Genomic DNA, 17,814 nt, shown 5'->3' with positions numbered 1-17,814 from the left:
CGGTCGGCGTCCCGACGTCGGTCAACCCGGACCGCTACGACCCCGTGGCCGGGAACAGGCGTTCCACCGCTCTCACCACCGCCGCCCTGCGCGCCGTCAGGGATTGGTCGCGGACCTGGTCCGCCACCGCGTCCACCAGGTCGAGCTGGCCCGCCCAGGCCGAGGCGATCTGGTTGAGGAAGACGAGGATGTCGATGGGCTCCCAGGAGGGGTCCAGTTGGCCGGCCTCCTGCGCCTTGCGAATCTGCTCGGTCTTGCGGCGGATGGTCTCCCTCATCGCGGGGTCGTCGGCGGTGTCGCCGGCGAGTTCCAGCCGGCCCCAGCTCACGAGCCGGTAGCGGTCGGGGTGCTGGATGAAGTAGTCGTGCACGCGGCCGGCGTATTCGGGGAGGTTGGTCGGGTCCAGGCGGGTCGCCTCGGAGACCGCGGCCAGCTCCCGTTCGGCGATGAAGCCGTAGAGCTCTTCCTTGCTGCGGAAGTACGCGTAGAGACGTTCCGTGCTGGTCTTCGCGGCCTTGGCGATACGGGTGATGCGGGCGCCGGCGATCCCGTACCGGGCGAACTCGGCCCGCGCCGCGGTGACGATGCGGTCGCGGGTCGAGTCCGGGGGCGTCGAAGAGGTCATGCGTCGAGGTTACCCAGCCAAAACGTTCTGTTTGGCGATGGCTGCCTCCCGGGCGTACAGTCGGTCAAAGCAAACATTTTGGTTTGACTTGATGGGCAGGAGTACGTCATGCAGCAGAGGACACTCGGCGGCCAGGGCCTCACCGTCTCGGCGCTCGGCTACGGCTCGATGGGCCTGACCATGGCCTACGGGCCCGGCGACGAGCAGGAAGGAGTCGCCGCGATCCAGCGCGCCCACGAGCTGGGTGTCACCTTCATCGACACCGCCGAGCTCTACGGCTGGGGCACGGGCTCCAACGAGATCCTGGTCGGCAAGGCGGTCAAGGGCTTCCGGGACGAGGTCGTGCTGGCCACGAAGTTCGGTTTCGATCTCTCGGACCTGTCCAAGGGCTTCGGGCTCAACAGCCGCCCCGACAACATCCGCGAGGTCGCCGACAACAGCCTGCGCCACCTCGGCGTGGATCACATCGACGTCTTCTACCAGCACCGCGTCGACCCGGACGTGCCGATCGAGGAGGTCGCCGGGACGGTCAAGGAGCTGATCGACGCGGGCAAGGTGAAGTACTTCGGGCTCAGCGAGGCAGGTCCGCAGACCATCCGCCGCGCCCATGCCGTACAGCCGGTGTCGGTGCTCCAGACCGAGTACAGCCTCTTCGAGCGGGACGTCGAGCAGCTCTTCCCGGTCCTCGACGAACTCGGCATCGGTTTCGTCCCGTACTCCCCGCTGGGCCGTGGCTTCATCACCGGCACGGCCAAGCCCGCCGGTGAGTACGACACGACCGACATGCGCCGCAGCGACCCGCGCTGGCAGCCCGGCAACTTCGAGAAGAACGTGGCGGCCGTCGAGCGCCTCGCCGCCCTCGCCGCGGCCAAGGGCGCCACCGTCTCCCAGCTGGCCCTGGCCTGGCTCCTCACCCGTGGCGAGCACATCGTGCCCATCCCCGGCACCCGCAGCGTGCGCCGCATCGAGGAGAACGCGGCCGCCGCGGACCTCACCCTGACCGACGCCGACCTCGAAGCGATCGCCGAGATCCTCCCCCACGGCGGTTTCGGTGCCCGCTACGCCGCGGAACACGTCCCGGTCTGGGTCTGACACCCCTGGTCAGGAGGGGGAGGGTCGGGCTAGCGTCCCGGCATGGCAGCCTTCGACCCGTGGGACCCGGACTTTCTCGCCGACCCGTACCCCTCCTACGCCGACCTGCGTGCCAAGGGCCGCGTGCACTACTACGAGCCCACCGACCAGTGGCTCGTCCCGCAGCACGCCGACGTGTCGGCGCTGCTGCGGGAGCGGCGGCTGGGGCGGACGTATCAGCACCGGTTCTCGCACGAGGACTTCGACCGCACCCCGCCCCCCGCCGAGCACGAGCCGTTCCACACGCTCAACGACCACGGCATGCTCGACCTGGAGCCGCCGGACCACACCCGTATCCGGCGCCTGGTGTCGAAGGCGTTCACGCCGCGCACGGTCGAGCGGCTCAGGCCGTATGTCACACGGCTCGCCGGGGAGCTGGTGGAGCAGCTCGTCGAGAAGGGCGGCGGTGATCTGCTCCGCGATGTCGCCGAGCCGCTGCCCGTCGCGGTCATCGCCGAGATGCTGGGGATCCCGGAGGCCGACCGGGCGCCGCTGCGGCCCTGGTCGGCGGACATCTGCGGAATGTACGAGCTGAACCCTCCGGAGGAGATCGCGGCGCGGGCGGTGCGTGCCTCGGTCGAGTTCTCGGAGTATCTGCGGGGGCTCATCGCGGTACGCCGCGACCGACCCGGCGACGATCTGATCTCCGGGCTCATCGCCGCCCACGACGAGGGCGACCGGCTCACCGAGCAGGAGATGATCTCGACCTGCGTGCTGCTGCTGAACGCCGGGCACGAGGCGACGGTCAACGCCACCGTCAACGGCTGGTACGCGCTGTTCCGCAACCCGGGGGAGCTGGCGAAACTCCGTGCCGATCACTCCCTCGTCCCCACGGCCGTAGAAGAACTGATGCGCTACGACACCCCGCTCCAGCTCTTCGAGCGCTGGGTCCTGGACGACATCGAGATCGACGGCACCACCGTCCCGCGCGGCGCCGAGATCGCCATGCTCTTCGGTTCCGCCAACCATGACCCGGCCGTCTTCCACGCCCCCGAGCGCCTGGACCTCAGCCGCGCGGACAACCCCCACATCTCCTTCAGTGCGGGCATCCACTACTGCATCGGCGCTCCGCTGGCCCGTATCGAGCTGGCGGCCTCGATGACGGCGCTGCTGGACCGCGCCCCGAGCCTGAGCCTGGCGGCGGAGCCGGTTCGCAAGCCGAACTTCGTGATCAGGGGGCTGGAGGGGCTCACCGTCGCGGTCTGAGGGAGCGCAGTACGGCCCAGACGGCCAGGGCGGCGGCCACGCCGCCCAGGACCATGAGCGGCAGCTCGGCGTAGAGCACGCTCCAGTCGGGGGCCTGCTCGAAGCGCCGGAACCGTCCGCGGACGCCGACGGACCAGCACGCGAGTCCCGCTCCGGCACCCACGGCCGCGGTCAGACATCCTGCGGCGGCCTGCGCACGTTGTCCCATGCCCAGGACGGACGCGCGCGGGCCGCGCAGAGGTTCCCGGCGCCCCGTCAGGCGGTCATGTCCCGCCGCCGCAGCCCCGCCAGCCCCCCGGCCACCAGCGCCGCGGCAAGCCCGAGCAGCACCAGCACCGGCCCCCAACTCATCTCCCCGCCGGGCAACTTCGGCAGATGCCCGAAGGGGGAGAGATCCAGCACCGCCTGTGGCGCGTCCAGCGCCGGGCCCACCCAGCCGATCAGCAGGACCGCCCCGGCGACACCCCACGCGGCCATCGCCGCCCGCGGCAGCAGCCCGTACAGGGCGACCGCCAGTGCGCCGATCACCCACACGGCGACGACCTGGAGCAGACAGGCCCCGAGGATCGGGCCGGCCTCCTTGCCGTAGCCGACCGCGAAGCCCAGGCCCGTCAGCAGCATGAGCAGGACCGCCCCGCCGAACGCCACCACCAGGTGCCCGGCGGCCCAGCGCAGCCGTCCGACCGAGTTCGCCAGCACCGGCTCCGCGCGGCCCGAGGTCTCCTCGCCGTGCAGGCGCAGCACGCCGCCCACGATGTACAGCGCCGCGATCAGGCCCATCATCCCGACCATCGACGCCAGGAACGCGTCCTCCAGGCCGGACCGGCCGCCCATCCGCTCGAAGATCTCGCGCGCGTTCTCGTTGTCGCCGACCAGGTCCGCCACGCCGTCCGTCAGACCGCCGTAGACCACGCCCACGACGAAGAAGGCGACGCTCCAGCCGTAGACGCTCCCGCGTTGCAGTCGCCAGGCCAGACCGCCCGCGGTCGACAGCCGGCCGGTGGCGGGGCCCGGGCGGGTCGGGAAGAAGCTCATTCCGACGTCCCGGCGGCCCGCCAACGCGTAGGCCGCAAGGGCCTGTCCGCCGATCGCCGCGGTGAACAGCAGGAGCACCCACCAGCGTTCGTCCGCGTACGGCCGCAGGTTCTCCAGCCAGCCCAGCGGGGAGAGCCACGTCAGTGCCGAACTGCCGTCGTCCGAAGCCGAGTCGCCGGCCGCGCGCAGCACGAAGGCCAGGCCGAGCACGCCCGACGTCAGGCCCCGTGCCAGCCGCGCGCTCTCGGTGAGCTGGGCGACGATCGCCGCCATCGTCGCGAAGAGCATGCCGACCGCGGCCACCCCGAGGCCGAGCGCCAGGGCGCCCACCGCCCCCTGACCGGCCAGGCCCGCCGTCACCAGCAGCGCGAGGAACCCGTTCGCGACGGCCGCCGCCAGCAGCGCCGCCGTCAGTGCCGCCCGCCGGCCCACCATGCCGGACGCCACCAGCTCCTGCCGCCCGCTCTCCTCCTCGTCCCGGGTGTGCCGTACGACGATCAGGAGGCTCATGACGGCCGCCAGCAGGCCCGCGTAGACCCCCACGCGCCAGGCCGTCAGCGCGCCGGTCGACGTGTCGAGGACCGGGCCGATCAGGGCCCGGAAGGACGCGTTGGTCTCCACCTGGTGGACCAGGTCGGCGCGTTCGGCGGCCGTGCCGTACAGCGACTCGATGCTGCTCGGCATGGAGAGGACCATCAGCGCGTTCACCGCGACCCAGGCGGGGATCAGCAGCCGGTCGCGGCGCAGGGAGAAGCGGAGGAGCACGCCCGTGCCCGCGAGGGAGGTCATCACGAGGCCGCCTCCTGGTAGTGGCGCAGGAACAGCTCCTCCAGGGTGGGCGGTGTCGAGGTCAGCGAGCGCACGCCGGACTCGCTCAACTGCCGCAGTACGGCGTCGAGTTTGTCGGTGTCGACCTGGAGGCGGACCCGGTTGCCCTGGATGTCGAGATCGTGGACGCCGGGGAGCGACGCCAACCCGTTGGGGGCGCCCGCCAGTTCGGCCGCGACGCTGGTGCGGGTCAGATGGCGCAGGTCGGCGAGGGAACCCGTCTCGACCGTACGGCCGTTGCGGATGATGCTGACGCGGTCGCACAACTCCTCGACCTCGCTGAGGATGTGGGAGGAGAGAAGGACGGTACGGCCCCGGTCGCGCTCTTCCTCGACGCAGCGCTGGAAGACCTCCTCCATGAGGGGGTCGAGGCCCGAGGTCGGCTCGTCGAGGACCAGCAGGTCCACGTCCGAGGCGAAGGCCGCAACCAGGGCGACCTTCTGGCGGTTGCCCTTGGAGTAGGTGCGGCCCTTCTTGGTGGGGTCGAGTTCGAAGCGGTCGATCAGGTCGGCGCGCCGTTTGGTGTCGAGGCCGCCGCGGAGGCGGCCCATGAGGTCGATGACCTCGCCGCCGGACAGGTTGCGCCACAGCGTCACGTCGCCGGGGACGTAGGCGATCCGGCGGTGCACCTCGACCGCGTCCGCCCAGGGGGCGCGGCCCAGGACCTGGGCGGCGCCGGAGTCGGCGCGCAGGAGGCCGAGCAGGACACGGATGGTGGTGGACTTGCCGGCGCCGTTCGGGCCGAGGAAGCCGTGCACCTCGCCGGTCTCGACGGTGAGGTCCAGCCCGTCCAGCGCTTGCGTCTTGCCGAAGGCCTTGTGGAGGCCGGAGACGCTGATTGCCTTCGTCATGGTTCCGAACGTACGCTTATTTCAGAAATTTGTGAAGTTAAGGAAACCTATGAACGCCGGATAGGGTGAGGGGATGAGTGAGGTGGCAGGTCGGGACCCTGAAGCGGTGTCCAACTTCGTGGAGCGGTTCGCGGCGCAGCTGGTCGAGGCGGGGCTGCCCCGCATGCCGGCCCGCGTCTTCGCCGCGCTGCTCGCCTCCGACAGCGGCGCCCTGACCTCCGCCGAACTGGGCGAACAGCTGCAAGTCAGCCCGGCAGGCGTCTCGGGGGCCGTGCGCTATCTGTCCCAGGTGCACATGCTGTCGCGGGAGCGGGAACCCGGCTCACGCCGCGAGCGGTACCGGGTCCACAGCGACCAGTGGTACCAGGCCCTCACCAACCGCGAGGCGATCATCAAGCGGTGGGAGGACGCCCTGCGCGAGGGCGTGGCCAGCCTGGGGGCCGGCACACCGGCCGGCCACAGGCTGGCCGAGACGCTCGCCTTCTTCGAGTTCATCGAGAAGGACGTCGCCGAGATGATGGAGCGCTGGCAGGTGCGCAGGGCCGAGTTGTTCGGCGACCGTTAGCGTTCCCTGGTCTCCTCCAGGACCGTCCGGCCCAGCAGCAGATAACGGGCCGGGTCCCGGCGCTTCAGATACTGCGCGTACCCGATCCCCGTCGCCGCCACCAGCGCCACCAGCCACGGCGTCGCCTTGAGCACCAGTGAGCCGGACTCCGTGCCGGCCGCCGCGCCCATGTTGGAGACCAGCAGCGCCACCACCGCGAGCATCGCGACGCCGCCGACGAGCGGAGCGGTGAGGGTGCGGAACCAGTGCCGGCTCTCGGGGTGGTGGCGGCGGAAGTAGACCAGCACCGCGAAGGAGCAGACCGCCTGCACGACCAGGATCGCCATGGTGCCGAGGATCGCGAGCAGGACGTACGTACCGGTGTACGGGTCCTTGCCCGCCGCCGCGAACGCCAGCAGGAGCAGGGCGGTGACGATCGTCTGGACCAGGCCCGCGATGTGCGGGGAGCCGTGGCGGGCGTGGGTGCGGCCGACGGTGTTCTTCAGCGACGGCAGGACGCCCTCGCGGCCCAGCGCGTACATGTAGCGGGCGGCGCAGTTGTGGAAGGCCATGCCGCAGGCCAGCGAGCCGGTGATCATCAGCCACTGCATGACGACGACCGCCCAGTGGCCGACGTACTGCTCGGTGGGGCCGAAGAAGAGCTGGAGGGGGTTGGCCGTGGCGACCTCGACGGCCTTCGACTCACCGGTGCCCGTGATGGCCATCCAGGAGACGAAGACGTAGAAGACGCCCACGCCGAGCACCGAGATCATCGTCGCCTTGGGGATGATCTTCTTCGGGTTGCGGGACTCCTCGCCGTACATCGCCGTCGACTCGAAGCCGACCCATGACCAGAAGGCGAAGAAGAGACCGAGACCGGCGGACGTCCCCTGGAAGGCGTTGACCGGGTTGACCGGGTCGAGGCTGAAGCCGTCCGGGCCGCCGCCGTGGAAGGCGACCGAGATCGCCATCGCGGCGAGGATGGTCACCTCGGTCGCGAGGAGTACGACGAGGAGTTTCTCGGCGACCGAGACACCGAACCAGGTGCCGGTGGCGTTGATCGCCAGCATCAGCACCGCGAACGCCCACCAGGGGATGTCGGCGCCCGTCTGGTCCTTCAGGGTCTCCGTCGCGAAGGTCGAGAAGATGCCGATCAGGGCCGGCTCGAAGACGACGTACGCGAAGGTCGCGAGGAGGCCGGAGGCCAGTCCCACGGTGCGTCCGAGGCCGTAGGAGATGAAGCCGTAGAAGGCGCCGGTGGAGGTGATGTGCTTCGCCATCGACGTGAAGCCGACGGAAAAGATTGCCAGTACGACCATTGCGACGAGGTAGCTCGCCGGGGCGCCGATGCCGTTGCCCGCCGACACCATGAAGGGCACGTTGCCCGTCATCGCGGTGATCGGCGCGGCGGTCGCGACGGCCATGAAGACCACGCCGAGCAGGCCGATGGCATTGGGCTTCAGCCGGTGGACGGTGCCGCCCTCATCTGTCTTCGCCGCCGGGGCGACTCCCTCATCCACTGCCATCGGGGTGGCCCCTCTCCTACTGGTGTGCTGGTGTGCTGGACCGGAACTCTGTAGGCGAAATGAGTCGGCCAAGGGTCTCGATGCGTTAAATGTTTGTCAACCAGACCTTTAGAATTTCGAGGAAATCTGTCGCAACCTCCTCGCAACACACGGCTCGTACGGTCCCCGACATGAGCTACACGTCCACCCTCGGCGGCGAACGCCACCGCTTCGACTCCCTCGCCCGCCTCCTCGCCGCCGCGAGCCCGGAGCGCTCCGGCGATCATCTCGCCGGGCTCGCGGCGACGAGCGCACGGCAACGGGTCGCGGCCCGCTGGGCGTTGGCCGAGGTGCCGCTCACGACGTTCCTGACCGAGCCGCTGATCCCGTACGAGACCGACGACGTGACCCGGCTGATCCTCGACACGCACGACACGGCGGCCTTCGCGCCGGTGGCCCGGCTGACGGTGGGTGAGTTCAGGGAGTGGCTGTTGACGGCCGACCCGCCCGCGCTCACGGCCGTGGCTCCCGGGCTCACGCCCGAGATGGTGGCGGCCGTCTCCAAGCTGATGGGGAACGCCGATCTGGTGGCGGTGGCGCGGAAGGTGCGGGTCGTGACGGCGTTCCGGTCCACGATCGGACTGCCCGGGCGGCTCGCGACCCGGCTCCAGCCCAACCACCCGACCGACGACCCGGCGGGCGTGGCGGCGGCCCTGCTGGACGGGCTGCTGCTGGGATCGGGGGACGCCGTCATCGGCATCAACCCGGCGACGGACAGCCCGAAGGCGGTACGGGACCTGCTGGACCTCCTGGACGGGGTGATCCAGCGGTACGCGATCCCGACCCAGTCCTGCGTGCTGTGCCACGTCACGACCAGCGTGGACCTGATGGAGCGCGGCGCCCCGGTGGACCTGGTCTTCCAGTCGATCGCGGGCACCCAGGCGGCCAACGCCTCCTTCGGCGTCACGCTCGCCCTGCTCGACGAGGCCCACGAGGCGGCCCTGAAGCTGGAGCGCGGCACCGTCGGCCGCAACGTCATGTACTTCGAGACCGGCCAGGGCGCCGCCCTCTCCGCCGACGCGCACCACGGGGTGGACCAGCAGACGGTGGAGGCGAGGGCCTACGCGGTGGCCCGGCGCTACGACCCCCTGCTGGTGAACACGGTCGTCGGCTTCATCGGCCCGGAGTACCTGTACGACGGCCGTCAGATCCTCCGCGCCGCCCTGGAGGACCACTTCTGCGGCAAGCTGCTCGGCCTGCCCATGGGCCTGGACATCTGCTACACCAACCACGCGGACGCCGATGACGACGACGTGGCGACCATGCTGACCATGCTCGGTGTCGCGGGCGCGTCCTTCGTGATCTGCACGCCGGGCGGCGACGACATCATGCTGAACTACCAATCGGCCTCCTACCACGACGCGTTGTACCTGCGTGAGGTCCTCGGGCTGCGCCCGGCGCCGGAGTTCGAGGCGTGGCTGGCGTCGATGGGGCTGCTGGACGAAGGCGGCGGCATCCGAGAGGTCGACTCCCACGCGCTGACGGCCATCGGAAGGGAACTGGCGGCATGAGTGAAGCAACCCTGCGTGACGCCGAGTTGTGGACGTCCCTGCGCCGCCACACCCAGGCCCGCATCGGCCTCGGCCGCTCCGGCTCCGCGCTGCCGACCCGGCACCGCCTGGAGCTCCAGACGGCGCACGCGGCGGCCCGGGACGCGGTGCACTCGCCGTTCGATCCGGACACGGTCGCGGCGGGGCTGCCGGGGATGCCGACGGTACGGGTCCGCAGCGCGGCCGATGACCGGCTGACGTATCTCCAACGCCCCGACCTGGGGCGGCGGTTGGATCCCACCGACCGGGCGCATCTGCCGGTGGGGGAGTGGGACGTGGTGTTCGTCGTCGCGGACGGTCTGTCCAGCCGGGCGGTGCACGAGCACGCGGCGGCGGTGGTGCGGGCGACGGTGACGCGGCTCGTGGGATGGCGGGTCGCGCCTGTCGTGCTGGCCGAGCAGGCCAGGGTCGCGCTGGGCGACGACGTCGCGTCCGCGATGGGTGCGGAGATGGTGGTCGTACTGGTGGGGGAGCGGCCCGGGATGTCGGCGGCGGACTCGCTGGGCGCGTATCTGACGTACCGGCCGGTGCCGGGGGTGACCACGGACGCCGACCGGAACTGCCTGTCCAACATCCGGCCGCCCGCGGGGCTGTCGTACCAGGGGGCGGCGGGGAAGCTGGCGGGGTTGATGGCGAGAGGGCGGGAGCTGAGGGGTACGGGGGTGGGGTTGAAGGACGAGACCGACGACGGGGTTCTACAGGATCGGCTTCTTTGAGTAGCCACCGACCGCCTCGGAAGGAATCGGAAGAAGACGAGCCCTTCAAGTCGGACGTCTGCCTAGCGCGGCATCCGGCGCCCGAGCAGCTCCGCCCGTTCCCGCAGCCGTCCGGCCCTGTCCCCCGGGTCGCTCAGCGGCACCTGCACATCCCTCAACCCCTCCGGCCCGTCCGCGGCAACCGGCCGCCGCACCTCGACGCCGGCCCGCTCCGCGAGCACCAGCACGGTCGCCACGAACCCCTCGGACAGGGCGTCGATGATGCCGTGCCGGGTGCGGTCGTGCAGGGCCAGCAGGGCGTCCACGTAGGCCCCGAAGGCCGCCGGGTCGATCGCGCACTCGTCGTTCTCCATCGGCCCGAACCCCGAGGGAAGGCCCAGCTCCTCCTCGTAGAGCCGCACATGGCGCAGGAAGAGGCGGGCGGCCCCGTCGGAGGGGTTCCACAGGGTCTCGGCGCTCTCGTCGCCGAGGTCGAAGTACTGGCTCATGGCTGGTGGTGCCTCCGGTGTGGTCGACGGAGCGGCACGGTAACAACAACCCCATGTGCCACTACTGCGGGTGCCGTGACATTCCGCTCATCAAGGAGTTCATCGCCGAGCACGAACGGGTCACCGACGCCGCCGGGGACGCCCTGCGGGCGCTGGAGCGCGGGGAGAGCGGGCGGGCGCGGGAGCTGGTCGACACGATGGCCACCGAGCTGGACAGCCACTGGCGGGGCGAGGAGAACGGCCTGTTCGCGGTGATGCGGGCCGACCCTGAGTACGCCGACCACATCGACGCCCTCGTCACCGAGCACCGCGAGCTGGCCGCGCTGCTGCCGACCCTGGACCTCACCGACCCGGCCGACGTACGCACCCTGACGACGACCGTCCAGGAACTGCACCATCACATCACCAAGGAGGAGGACGGCCTGTTCCCGGCATCACTGACGGCTCTGTCGGGGGAGGAGTGGAACACGTCGATGGCAGCGTGGCGGGAGGCGCACGGCATGCCGGGGCTTGATGGAGGGGGCGCTTGACGGACGGCGCCGCGGGGCGAACGCCGGCCGCGTCCGGCTGGATGCCAGGTGAACCCGCCCGCGGGATGAACCCCGGCCGCTTCCCGCCGGACGCCTGATGGACCCGCGCCGTGACTCCTGCGCGCCGACCTCGCCCTCAGACGTCTCGCAACGCCATGCCGCCCCCGTCGGACGCCTCGCAACGCGCGCCGTTCTCCCGGCACCGCACCGGCCCGCCCGATGAAGCGGGCCCGGGCCCGTCACCGGCCCGGCAGCGTCAGGCCCAGCGCCCCCTCCCACACCGTCCAGGTCCGGCGTCGTACCGGGCCCGCCACGCCCGCGTCGGCGCGGTAGCGGAAGTCCGTGCCGGTGACTGTCACCGTGCGGCCGCTGGCCCGCAGTGGGGAGGCCTCCGCGCCTACCGACACCGGGCGCACCTCGACCTCGGCGAGCCCCCCGTCGCCCGGTGTCACCGACACCGCCTCCACGGGCTGGCCCAGGTCGACCAGCGTCACCCCGTCCACCTCCACCCGGAGCCGGGAGGGGCCGGGCGCGGGCGGCGCGGGGTCGCGGGCGGGGCGGACCGGGACCAGGGTGCGGACGAGGGACTGGCAGGTCCGCAGCCAGGGCCGGGTGCCCATCGGCAGCACCTGTGCTTCCTCCTCCGGCGTCACCGGCGCGTGCAGCGGCGGGATGCGCAGCGCGCCCAGCACCACCCCGTCGCTGTCGTCGACGAGCAGGTCCAGGCGGCGTTCCACCCCGTCCAGGACCGTCCGCGCGGCGGCCACCGCGCCCGTCGGCACACCCAGCGAGCGGGCGACCGAGAGCGCACCGCCCACCGGCACGAAGGACAGCGCACATCCGGCCAGCTCCCGCTGCCGGTGCAACAGGGACACCGCGCGCACCAGCGCCCGGTCGTCGCCGACGACCACGGGGCGCCTGGAGCCCCTGCGGGCCAGTGCGCGGGCGAACTCCTCGGGGCCCTCCGGCATACAGACCTTCGTGGTCGCACCCGCGCTGAGCACGTCTTTCGCGATGCGGACGGACTCGCCGTCGGTCCTCCGGGCGACCGGATCGATGACCACCAGCAGCTGATCGGAAGTCGCTGAAGTCGCCACCTCGGTCCTGCCTCGCTTCCTCGGGTAGCATCTTTGTGCAAGAGCCCCTTGCGCTATTGCGCCAGGGGCTTCGTCTATTCCGGGGCATCCGGGTCCGACGGGTTCGCGGCCGACCACGGCCGACGGTGGCCGAAGAAGGTCGCCGGTGTACGAGGCACAAGGCCGTGCCGCGTACGCCCCTGACCTTGGACATGCCCCGCCCGGAAGGGGTGTACGCGCGTGCCCGCACTTGTGCTGCTCGGTGCTCAGTGGGGTGACGAAGGCAAGGGAAAGGCGACGGACCTGCTAGGCGGATCCGTTGACTATGTGGTGCGCTACCAGGGCGGCAACAACGCCGGCCACACGGTAGTCGTGGGCGACCAGAAGTATGCCCTGCACCTGCTCCCTTCCGGAATCCTGTCCCCGGATTGCACTCCGGTCATCGGCAACGGTGTCGTCGTCGACCCGTCGGTCCTGTTCTCCGAGCTGAACGGGCTGAACGAGCGAGGCGTCGACACGTCCAAGCTCCTGATCAGCGGTAATGCCCACCTCATCACGTCGTACAACGTGACCGTCGACAAGGTGACGGAACGCTTCCTCGGGAAGCGGAAGATCGGCACGACCGGACGCGGCATCGGTCCGACGTACGCCGACAAGATCAACCGTGTCGGGATCCGGATCCAGGACCTGTACGACGAGTCGATCCTCACCCAGAAGGTCGAGGCGGCGCTCGACGGCAAGAACCAGCTGCTGACCAAGGTCTTCAACCGGCGTGCCATCGAGGTCGGCCAGGTCGTCGAGGAGCTGCTGTCCTACGCGGACCGGCTGAAGCCGTACGTCGCGGACACGGTCCTGGTCCTGAACCAGGCGCTGGAGGCCGACAAGGTCGTCCTCTTCGAGGGCGGCCAGGGCACGCTCCTCGACATCGACCACGGCACGTACCCCTTCGTGACCTCCAGCAACCCCACCGCGGGCGGCGCCTGCACCGGTGCCGGCGTAGGACCCACGAAGATCAGCCGGGTCATCGGCATCCTGAAGGCGTACACCACGCGTGTCGGCTCGGGCCCGTTCCCGACCGAGCTGTTCGACGAGGACGGCGAGGCGCTGCGCAGGATCGGTGGCGAGCGTGGTGTGACCACGGGTCGTGACCGGCGCTGCGGCTGGTTCGACGCGGTGATCGCCCGCTACGCGACCCGCGTGAACGGCCTCACGGACTTCTTCCTCACCAAGCTCGACGTCCTCACCGGCTGGGAGCAGATCCCGGTCTGTGTGGCCTACGAGATCGACGGCAAGCGCGTCGAGGAGCTCCCGTACTCCCAGACCGACTTCCACCACGCGAAGCCGATCTACGAGACCCTGCCGGGCTGGTCCGAGGACATCACCAAGGCGAAGTCCTTCTCCGACCTGCCGAAGAACGCCCAGAACTACGTCAAGGCGCTGGAGGAGATGTCCGGCGCCCCGATCTCCGCGATCGGCGTGGGCCCGGGCCGGGACGAGACGATCGAGATCAACTCGTTCCTGTAGGTCGTATCAACGCCCATGGGCCGGTCATGGAACTCCTTGACCGGCCCATGGCTTGTTTCTGGGGTGTTCCTGGTTCCGTCGGGAAGTGGCGGAAGGCAACTATCTACGCGGGTAGTTGCGCCCTCCTCCCTCTCCCGTCCCAGGAGCCCTCCATGCCCGTCCCGCCCATGAACCGCCGTGAGTTCGTGCAGAAGTCAGCCGCCACCGGAGCGGCCGTCGCCGTCGCCGGAACACTCGCCACCGGCGAGGCGCAGGCCGCCGAACACCCGCCCCGCACCTGGTCGTTCTCCGTCCTCGGCACCACCGACCTGCACAGCCACGTCTTCGACTGGGACTACTACAACGACGCCGCCTACAGCGACGCCAAGGGCAACTCGGTCGGGGTCGCCCGGGTCGCCACGCTCATCAAGCAGCAGCGCGCGGCCAAGGGCGAGCACCGGGTCCTGCTCGTCGACGCCGGAGACATCATCCAAGGCACCTCGCTGGCCTACTACTTCGCGCGCGTGCGGCCCATCACCGACAAGGGCGCGCCGAAGCACCCGATGGCCGTCGCCATGAACCACATGCGCTACGACGCCGCCGCCCTCGGCAACCACGAGTTCAACTACGGCATCGAGGTGCTGCGAAAGTTCGAGGAGCAGTGCCGCTTCCCGCTCCTCGGTGCCAACGCGCTGGACGCCAGGACGCTGAGGCCCGCCTTCCCGCCGTACACCGTGAAGCGGATCTGTGTGCCGGGCGCGCCGGACATCAAGGTCGGCGTCCTCGGACTCACCAACCCCGGTATCGCCCTGTGGGACAAGGACAACGTGAGCGGGAGGATGGTCTTCCCGGGGCTGGTCGAGCAGGCGAAGAAGTACGTGCCGCGGCTGCGGGCGCTGGGGTGTGACGTGGTCTTCCTGACCGACCACTCCGGACTCGACGGCTCGACCTCGTACGGCGACGCGCTCCCGTACGTCGAGAACGCCTCCAACCTCGTCGCCGAGCAGGTCCCCGGCATCGACGCGATCCTCGTCGGCCACACCCACGTCGAGGTCCCGTCGTACACCGTGAAGAACGCCGAGACGGGCGAGGAGGTGCTCCTGTCCGAACCGTACTGCTGGGGCTACCGGCTCAGCGTCTTCGACTTCGAGGTCGAGCTGGAGCACGGGCGTTGGAAGGTCACCAGGAAGACCGCGCAGACCCTCGACCCGAAGGGCGTCGACGAGGACCCGGAGATCAGGAGGCTCCTTGAGGCCGACCACGAGCTGGTGGTCAAGTACGTCAACACGGCCGTGGGGACGTGCACACAGGACCTGTCCGCCGCGGACTCCTGCTGGAAGGACGTCCCGATCATGGACTTCATCCACCAGGTGCAGCTGGACACGGTGAGGACGGGCCTGTCGACGTCCGACGCGGCGCTGCCGCTCATCTCCGTCGCCGCGCCCTTCTCCCGCACCGCCGACATCCCGGCCGGCAGCGTCACCATCAAGGACATCGCCGGGCTCTACATCTACGACAACACCCTGTACGGCAAGAAGCTCACCGGCGCCCAGCTCAGGGACTACCTGGAGTACGCGGCGAAGTACTACCACCAGGTCCCGGCGGGCACGGCCGTGGACACCGCCACGCTCACCAACGCCAACAGCTTCTGGGACTACATGTACGACACCGCCGCGGGCGTCTCCTACGAGATCGACATCGCGGCGCCGGAGGGGTCCAGGATCAGGAACCTGACCTACGGCGGTACGGCCGTCGCCGACGACCAGGTCTTCGTCGTCGCCGTCAACAACTACCGGGCCAACGGCGGTTCGGGATACCCGCACATCGCGACCGCCGACATCGCGTACAGCTCCACGAACGAGATCCGCCAGCTGATGATCGACTACGTGACGGCGAAGGGGACGCTGGACCCGGCCGACTTCGCGGCGACGAACTGGAAGCTCACGCAGGACGGCACGCCTGTGTTCTGACGGGGACACAGGCGTCCACCGGACGTTTATGAGGACTTGGTAACTCTGGTACCGGACGTACTCATTCGCTTCGGGGGGACCGATGGATACGGAAGGCTGGATCGGCGAGCTGGGCAGACCGGGGAGCGTGCGGGAGCTGGGCGGGGTGCGGGTGTCCGCCGTGCGCTGCCCGGCCCGGTCGCTGGCCGGGGGCGGCGGGGGGCCGTACCATCTGGCGCTGCTGCTGGCCGGGGAGCTCGTCCTCGACCAGGAGGGCCGGACGGCACGGACCGGGTGCGGGGAGCTGGTGCTGCTGGACGGGGGACGGCCGTTCCGGCTGGCGTTCACCGCGCCCCGGAACACGGTCGTCACCGCCCATCTGCCCGTCGTCCCCGGCGATCCGGCGCGGTGTGTGGCGCGTACGTTCAGTGGCCGGGAAGGGCTGGGCGGGCTGGTCGCCGGGTTACTGACGGCACTGGCCCGGGACACCACCCCGTACCGGCCCGCGGAAGAACGGCGGCTGGGCCGGGCGGTGCTCGAACTCGCGGGCGCGCTGCTGGACTTGAAGCCCTCGCAGGTCCGCCCGGAACCCCACCTCCCGCGGATCCAGGCCTACATCCTGGAACACCTGGGCGACGGCCGTCTCACTCCCGACGACGTGGCCGCCGCGCACCACATCTCGACCCGCTACCTGCATCGGCTCTTCCAGCGTGAGGGCCTGACCGTGGCCGCCTGGATCAAGGCGCAGCGGCTGGCGCGCTGCCGCCGCGACCTGGCCGACGCGCGCCTCGCCCATGTGCCGGTGCATCTCATCGCGGCCCGCTGGGGGTTCGCCCAACCCGCCGATTTCAGCCGGGCGTTCCGCACCGCGTACGGCGTGGCGCCGTCGGCGTTCCGGGTGCGCTCCCTGCCAACAAACAGTGCGCGTACCGCCAACGACACTCCCCTCGCGGCTCAGCAGACTCAGGGATGAGAACCAGCACCAACCGCATTCACATCCATGGGGGAACCGTATGGCCGAGAACGAAGCCGTCGCCGCCGCTGCGGCGGCGAGCGCGCAGAAGCCCGTCGAACCGCGGGGTGGCGCCGGGGTGTTCGATGTCGACCCGGACCAGTCCGGGGTGAGCCAGGACCCGAAGAAGGTCGTCAAGGGGGACATCTCCGTCTTCCCCGAGAACGCGGAGGTCTGAGATGGGTTCCGTAGCGGGGATGCTCGCGCAGATGCGCGCACTCATCGGCACCGGGGAGTACCCGCCCGGCTCCAACAGCAACAAGGTCACCGACTGGTACGGCTTCGACGACGCGTGGTGCGACATGACCGTCAGCTACGCCGCCGCCCACTCGGACAACCTCAGCGCGGTCGGCGGCAAGTTCGCGTACACCGTCGCGCACGCCAACAACTTCCAGTCGCGGGGCCGTTGGCACTACGGCCTGGGCGGCATCCGCCCCGGGGACATCGTCTTCTTCGACTGGGACGGCAGCCGCAGCATCAGCCGCATCGACCATGTCGGTGTGGTCGAGGCGGTGCACTCCAACGGCACCATCACCACCATCGAGGGCAACACCAGCGACAAGTGCCAGCGGCGCAGCCGCAACTCCGCCTGTGTGGTGGGTTACGGCCGGCCCAGTTACGGCGACGCCAGCCCGCTGCCGTCGACCGACGGCATCCTGCGCAAGGGCTCCAAGGGCGCGGCGGTCAAGACGTTGCAGAGCAACCTGAACACCGTCATGAAGTCGGGCCTCGTCGTGGACGGTGACTTCGGCTCGGCCACCGACACCGCGGTACGGGCCTTCCAGAAGAAGTACGGGCTGACGGTCGACGGCGAGTACGGGCCCCGGTCCGCCGCCGTCATGAAGTCCGCGCTCAAGGGTGGCACCAAGCCCACCCAGCCGACCCCGCGTCCGCCGGCCGCCGGAAAGTTGAAGGTGGACGGCGACTTCGGCCCCGCCACCACCGCGGCCCTCCAGCGCGCCCTCAACAAGCACGGCGCCAAGCTCTCCGTCGACGCCTCCTTCGGCCCGCTCACCAAGAAGGCGCTCCAGTCCTATCTGAAGGTGACGCCGGACGGCGTGATCGGCCCCAACACGATCAAGGCCCTCCAGAAGAAGGTGGGTTCGGGCGTCGACGGCCAGTGGGGCGCGGACACCACCCGCCATCTCCAGACGGCGTTGAACGCGGGCACGTTCTAGCCCTCATGCCCCTGACGCCGGGACATG

General features: G+C 70.3%; 18 protein-coding genes. 11 read left to right on the top strand and 7 right to left on the bottom strand.

Annotated features, from left to right (window positions below; all coding sequences use genetic code 11):
* Positions 1-34: 34 nt before the first annotated feature.
* Positions 35-625 (bottom strand): TetR family transcriptional regulator, encoded by a 591-nt coding sequence (locus ACIHIX_RS10085; protein WP_399952544.1) that lies wholly within the window; start codon positions 623-625, stop codon positions 35-37.
* A gap of 108 nt (positions 626-733) precedes the next feature.
* Between ACIHIX_RS10085 and ACIHIX_RS10080 the strand changes: the two genes are divergently transcribed.
* Together ACIHIX_RS10080 and ACIHIX_RS10075 are read left to right on the top strand one after the other, a co-directional pair.
* Positions 734-1,717, top strand: coding sequence for an aldo/keto reductase (locus ACIHIX_RS10080; protein ID WP_399952541.1), 984 nt, complete (start codon positions 734-736; stop codon positions 1,715-1,717).
* A 42-nt stretch (positions 1,718-1,759) separates the two neighbouring features.
* Positions 1,760-2,962, top strand: a complete 1,203-nt coding sequence (locus tag ACIHIX_RS10075) for a cytochrome P450 (RefSeq protein ID WP_399952538.1) — start codon at positions 1,760-1,762, stop codon at positions 2,960-2,962.
* On the opposite strand, the gene ACIHIX_RS10070 is transcribed toward ACIHIX_RS10075, so the two are convergent.
* The 3 genes from ACIHIX_RS10070 to ACIHIX_RS10060 are packed head-to-tail and all read right to left on the bottom strand — an operon-like array spanning position 2,946 to position 5,676.
* Positions 2,946-3,170 carry a hypothetical protein gene (locus ACIHIX_RS10070; RefSeq protein ID WP_399952535.1) on the bottom strand — a complete coding sequence of 75 codons (225 nt, stop codon included), beginning with the start codon at positions 3,168-3,170 and terminating at the stop codon, positions 2,946-2,948. The two genes, ACIHIX_RS10075 and ACIHIX_RS10070, sit on opposite strands and share 17 nt — an antisense overlap.
* A gap of 47 nt (positions 3,171-3,217) precedes the next feature.
* On the bottom strand, positions 3,218-4,786 hold the full coding sequence (locus ACIHIX_RS10065; RefSeq protein WP_399952532.1) for an ABC transporter permease: 1,569 nt from the start codon (positions 4,784-4,786) through the stop codon (positions 3,218-3,220).
* Positions 4,786-5,676 (bottom strand): ATP-binding cassette domain-containing protein, encoded by an 891-nt coding sequence (locus ACIHIX_RS10060; RefSeq protein ID WP_399952529.1) that lies wholly within the window; start codon positions 5,674-5,676, stop codon positions 4,786-4,788. Before ACIHIX_RS10060 ends, ACIHIX_RS10065 begins: the two co-directional genes overlap by 1 nt.
* Before the next feature lie 73 nt (positions 5,677-5,749).
* Between ACIHIX_RS10060 and ACIHIX_RS10055 the strand changes: the two genes are divergently transcribed.
* Positions 5,750-6,241, top strand: a complete 492-nt coding sequence (locus ACIHIX_RS10055) for a GbsR/MarR family transcriptional regulator (RefSeq protein WP_399952526.1) — start codon at positions 5,750-5,752, stop codon at positions 6,239-6,241.
* Here ACIHIX_RS10055 and ACIHIX_RS10050 read toward each other — a convergent pair.
* Positions 6,238-7,746: an APC family permease gene (locus ACIHIX_RS10050; protein ID WP_399952523.1), complete on the bottom strand. Its 1,509-nt coding sequence runs from the start codon at positions 7,744-7,746 to the stop codon at positions 6,238-6,240. The two genes, ACIHIX_RS10055 and ACIHIX_RS10050, sit on opposite strands and share 4 nt — an antisense overlap.
* Positions 7,747-7,916: 170 nt before the next feature.
* Here ACIHIX_RS10050 and ACIHIX_RS10045 point away from each other — a divergent pair, with 170 nt between their 5' ends.
* Both ACIHIX_RS10045 and eutC read left to right on the top strand, forming a co-directional pair.
* A complete protein-coding gene (locus ACIHIX_RS10045; protein WP_399952520.1) occupies positions 7,917-9,296 on the top strand; it encodes an ethanolamine ammonia-lyase subunit EutB in 1,380 nt (459 codons plus the stop codon).
* Positions 9,293-10,051 carry an ethanolamine ammonia-lyase subunit EutC gene (gene eutC, locus ACIHIX_RS10040; protein ID WP_399952517.1) on the top strand — a complete coding sequence of 253 codons (759 nt, stop codon included), beginning with the start codon at positions 9,293-9,295 and terminating at the stop codon, positions 10,049-10,051. Before ACIHIX_RS10045 ends, eutC begins: the two co-directional genes overlap by 4 nt.
* Positions 10,052-10,113: 62 nt before the next feature.
* Here eutC and ACIHIX_RS10035 read toward each other — a convergent pair whose 3' ends face one another.
* The gene (locus tag ACIHIX_RS10035; RefSeq protein WP_399952514.1) at positions 10,114-10,539 is read right to left on the bottom strand and encodes a DUF6086 family protein; all 426 of its coding nucleotides are present in this window, start codon (positions 10,537-10,539) and stop codon (positions 10,114-10,116) included.
* 17 nt (positions 10,540-10,556) lie between these two features.
* On the opposite strand from ACIHIX_RS10035, the gene ACIHIX_RS10030 reads away from it, so the two are divergent.
* Entirely contained in the window at positions 10,557-11,069 is a 513-nt protein-coding gene (locus ACIHIX_RS10030) for a hemerythrin domain-containing protein (RefSeq protein ID WP_399952511.1), read from the top strand.
* Between the two features lie 239 nt (positions 11,070-11,308).
* Here the strand turns inward: ACIHIX_RS10030 and ACIHIX_RS10025 are convergent, their stop codons facing one another.
* The gene (locus tag ACIHIX_RS10025) at positions 11,309-12,166 is read right to left on the bottom strand and encodes a diacylglycerol kinase family protein (RefSeq protein ID WP_399952509.1); all 858 of its coding nucleotides are present in this window, start codon (positions 12,164-12,166) and stop codon (positions 11,309-11,311) included.
* 219 nt (positions 12,167-12,385) lie between these two features.
* On the opposite strand from ACIHIX_RS10025, the gene ACIHIX_RS10020 reads away from it, so the two are divergent.
* The 5 genes from ACIHIX_RS10020 to ACIHIX_RS10000 all read left to right on the top strand — a co-directional run bounded on the left by ACIHIX_RS10020 (position 12,386) and on the right by ACIHIX_RS10000 (position 17,787).
* Positions 12,386-13,669, top strand: a complete 1,284-nt coding sequence (locus ACIHIX_RS10020) for an adenylosuccinate synthase (protein WP_399952506.1) — start codon at positions 12,386-12,388, stop codon at positions 13,667-13,669.
* Positions 13,670-13,821: 152 nt separating this feature from the next.
* Positions 13,822-15,618 (top strand): bifunctional metallophosphatase/5'-nucleotidase, encoded by a 1,797-nt coding sequence (locus tag ACIHIX_RS10015; protein WP_399952504.1) that lies wholly within the window; start codon positions 13,822-13,824, stop codon positions 15,616-15,618.
* Between the two features lie 82 nt (positions 15,619-15,700).
* Positions 15,701-16,570: a helix-turn-helix domain-containing protein gene (locus ACIHIX_RS10010; protein ID WP_399952501.1), complete on the top strand. Its 870-nt coding sequence runs from the start codon at positions 15,701-15,703 to the stop codon at positions 16,568-16,570.
* Between the two features lie 40 nt (positions 16,571-16,610).
* Complete coding sequence (locus tag ACIHIX_RS10005; protein WP_399952498.1) at positions 16,611-16,787, top strand: hypothetical protein; 177 nt, start codon at positions 16,611-16,613, stop codon at positions 16,785-16,787.
* 1 nt (position 16,788) lies between these two features.
* Positions 16,789-17,787: a peptidoglycan-binding protein gene (locus ACIHIX_RS10000; RefSeq protein WP_399952495.1), complete on the top strand. Its 999-nt coding sequence runs from the start codon at positions 16,789-16,791 to the stop codon at positions 17,785-17,787.
* The last annotated feature ends 27 nt before the right edge of the window (positions 17,788-17,814 follow it).

The organism is Streptomyces sp. NPDC051913 (genome assembly GCF_044593635.1).
Classification (GTDB): Bacteria; Actinomycetota; Actinomycetes; order Streptomycetales; family Streptomycetaceae; genus Streptomyces.
Note: the sequence above shows the minus strand (reverse complement) of the source record. Positions and strands in the feature narration are given on the sequence as shown.

What these genes read in the sequence shown, in the direction of transcription:
- ACIHIX_RS10035 (WP_399952514.1), bottom strand. Translation starts at nt 10,539, where the DNA reads ATGAGCCAGTACTTCGACCTCGGCGACGAGAGCGCCGAGACCCTGTGG.
- ACIHIX_RS10015 (WP_399952504.1), top strand. Translation starts at nt 13,822, where the DNA reads ATGCCCGTCCCGCCCATGAACCGCCGTGAGTTCGTGCAGAAGTCAGCC.
- ACIHIX_RS10075 (WP_399952538.1), top strand. Translation starts at nt 1,760, where the DNA reads ATGGCAGCCTTCGACCCGTGGGACCCGGACTTTCTCGCCGACCCGTAC.
- ACIHIX_RS10085 (WP_399952544.1), bottom strand. Translation starts at nt 625, where the DNA reads ATGACCTCTTCGACGCCCCCGGACTCGACCCGCGACCGCATCGTCACC.
- ACIHIX_RS10065 (WP_399952532.1), bottom strand. Translation starts at nt 4,786, where the DNA reads ATGACCTCCCTCGCGGGCACGGGCGTGCTCCTCCGCTTCTCCCTGCGC.
- ACIHIX_RS10050 (WP_399952523.1), bottom strand. Translation starts at nt 7,746, where the DNA reads ATGGCAGTGGATGAGGGAGTCGCCCCGGCGGCGAAGACAGATGAGGGC.
- ACIHIX_RS10055 (WP_399952526.1), top strand. Translation starts at nt 5,750, where the DNA reads ATGAGTGAGGTGGCAGGTCGGGACCCTGAAGCGGTGTCCAACTTCGTG.
- ACIHIX_RS10000 (WP_399952495.1), top strand. Translation starts at nt 16,789, where the DNA reads ATGGGTTCCGTAGCGGGGATGCTCGCGCAGATGCGCGCACTCATCGGC.
- eutC (WP_399952517.1), top strand. Translation starts at nt 9,293, where the DNA reads ATGAGTGAAGCAACCCTGCGTGACGCCGAGTTGTGGACGTCCCTGCGC.
- ACIHIX_RS10005 (WP_399952498.1), top strand. Translation starts at nt 16,611, where the DNA reads ATGGCCGAGAACGAAGCCGTCGCCGCCGCTGCGGCGGCGAGCGCGCAG.
- ACIHIX_RS10070 (WP_399952535.1), bottom strand. Translation starts at nt 3,170, where the DNA reads ATGGGACAACGTGCGCAGGCCGCCGCAGGATGTCTGACCGCGGCCGTG.
- ACIHIX_RS10080 (WP_399952541.1), top strand. Translation starts at nt 734, where the DNA reads ATGCAGCAGAGGACACTCGGCGGCCAGGGCCTCACCGTCTCGGCGCTC.
- ACIHIX_RS10045 (WP_399952520.1), top strand. Translation starts at nt 7,917, where the DNA reads ATGAGCTACACGTCCACCCTCGGCGGCGAACGCCACCGCTTCGACTCC.
- ACIHIX_RS10010 (WP_399952501.1), top strand. Translation starts at nt 15,701, where the DNA reads ATGGATACGGAAGGCTGGATCGGCGAGCTGGGCAGACCGGGGAGCGTG.
- ACIHIX_RS10060 (WP_399952529.1), bottom strand. Translation starts at nt 5,676, where the DNA reads ATGACGAAGGCAATCAGCGTCTCCGGCCTCCACAAGGCCTTCGGCAAG.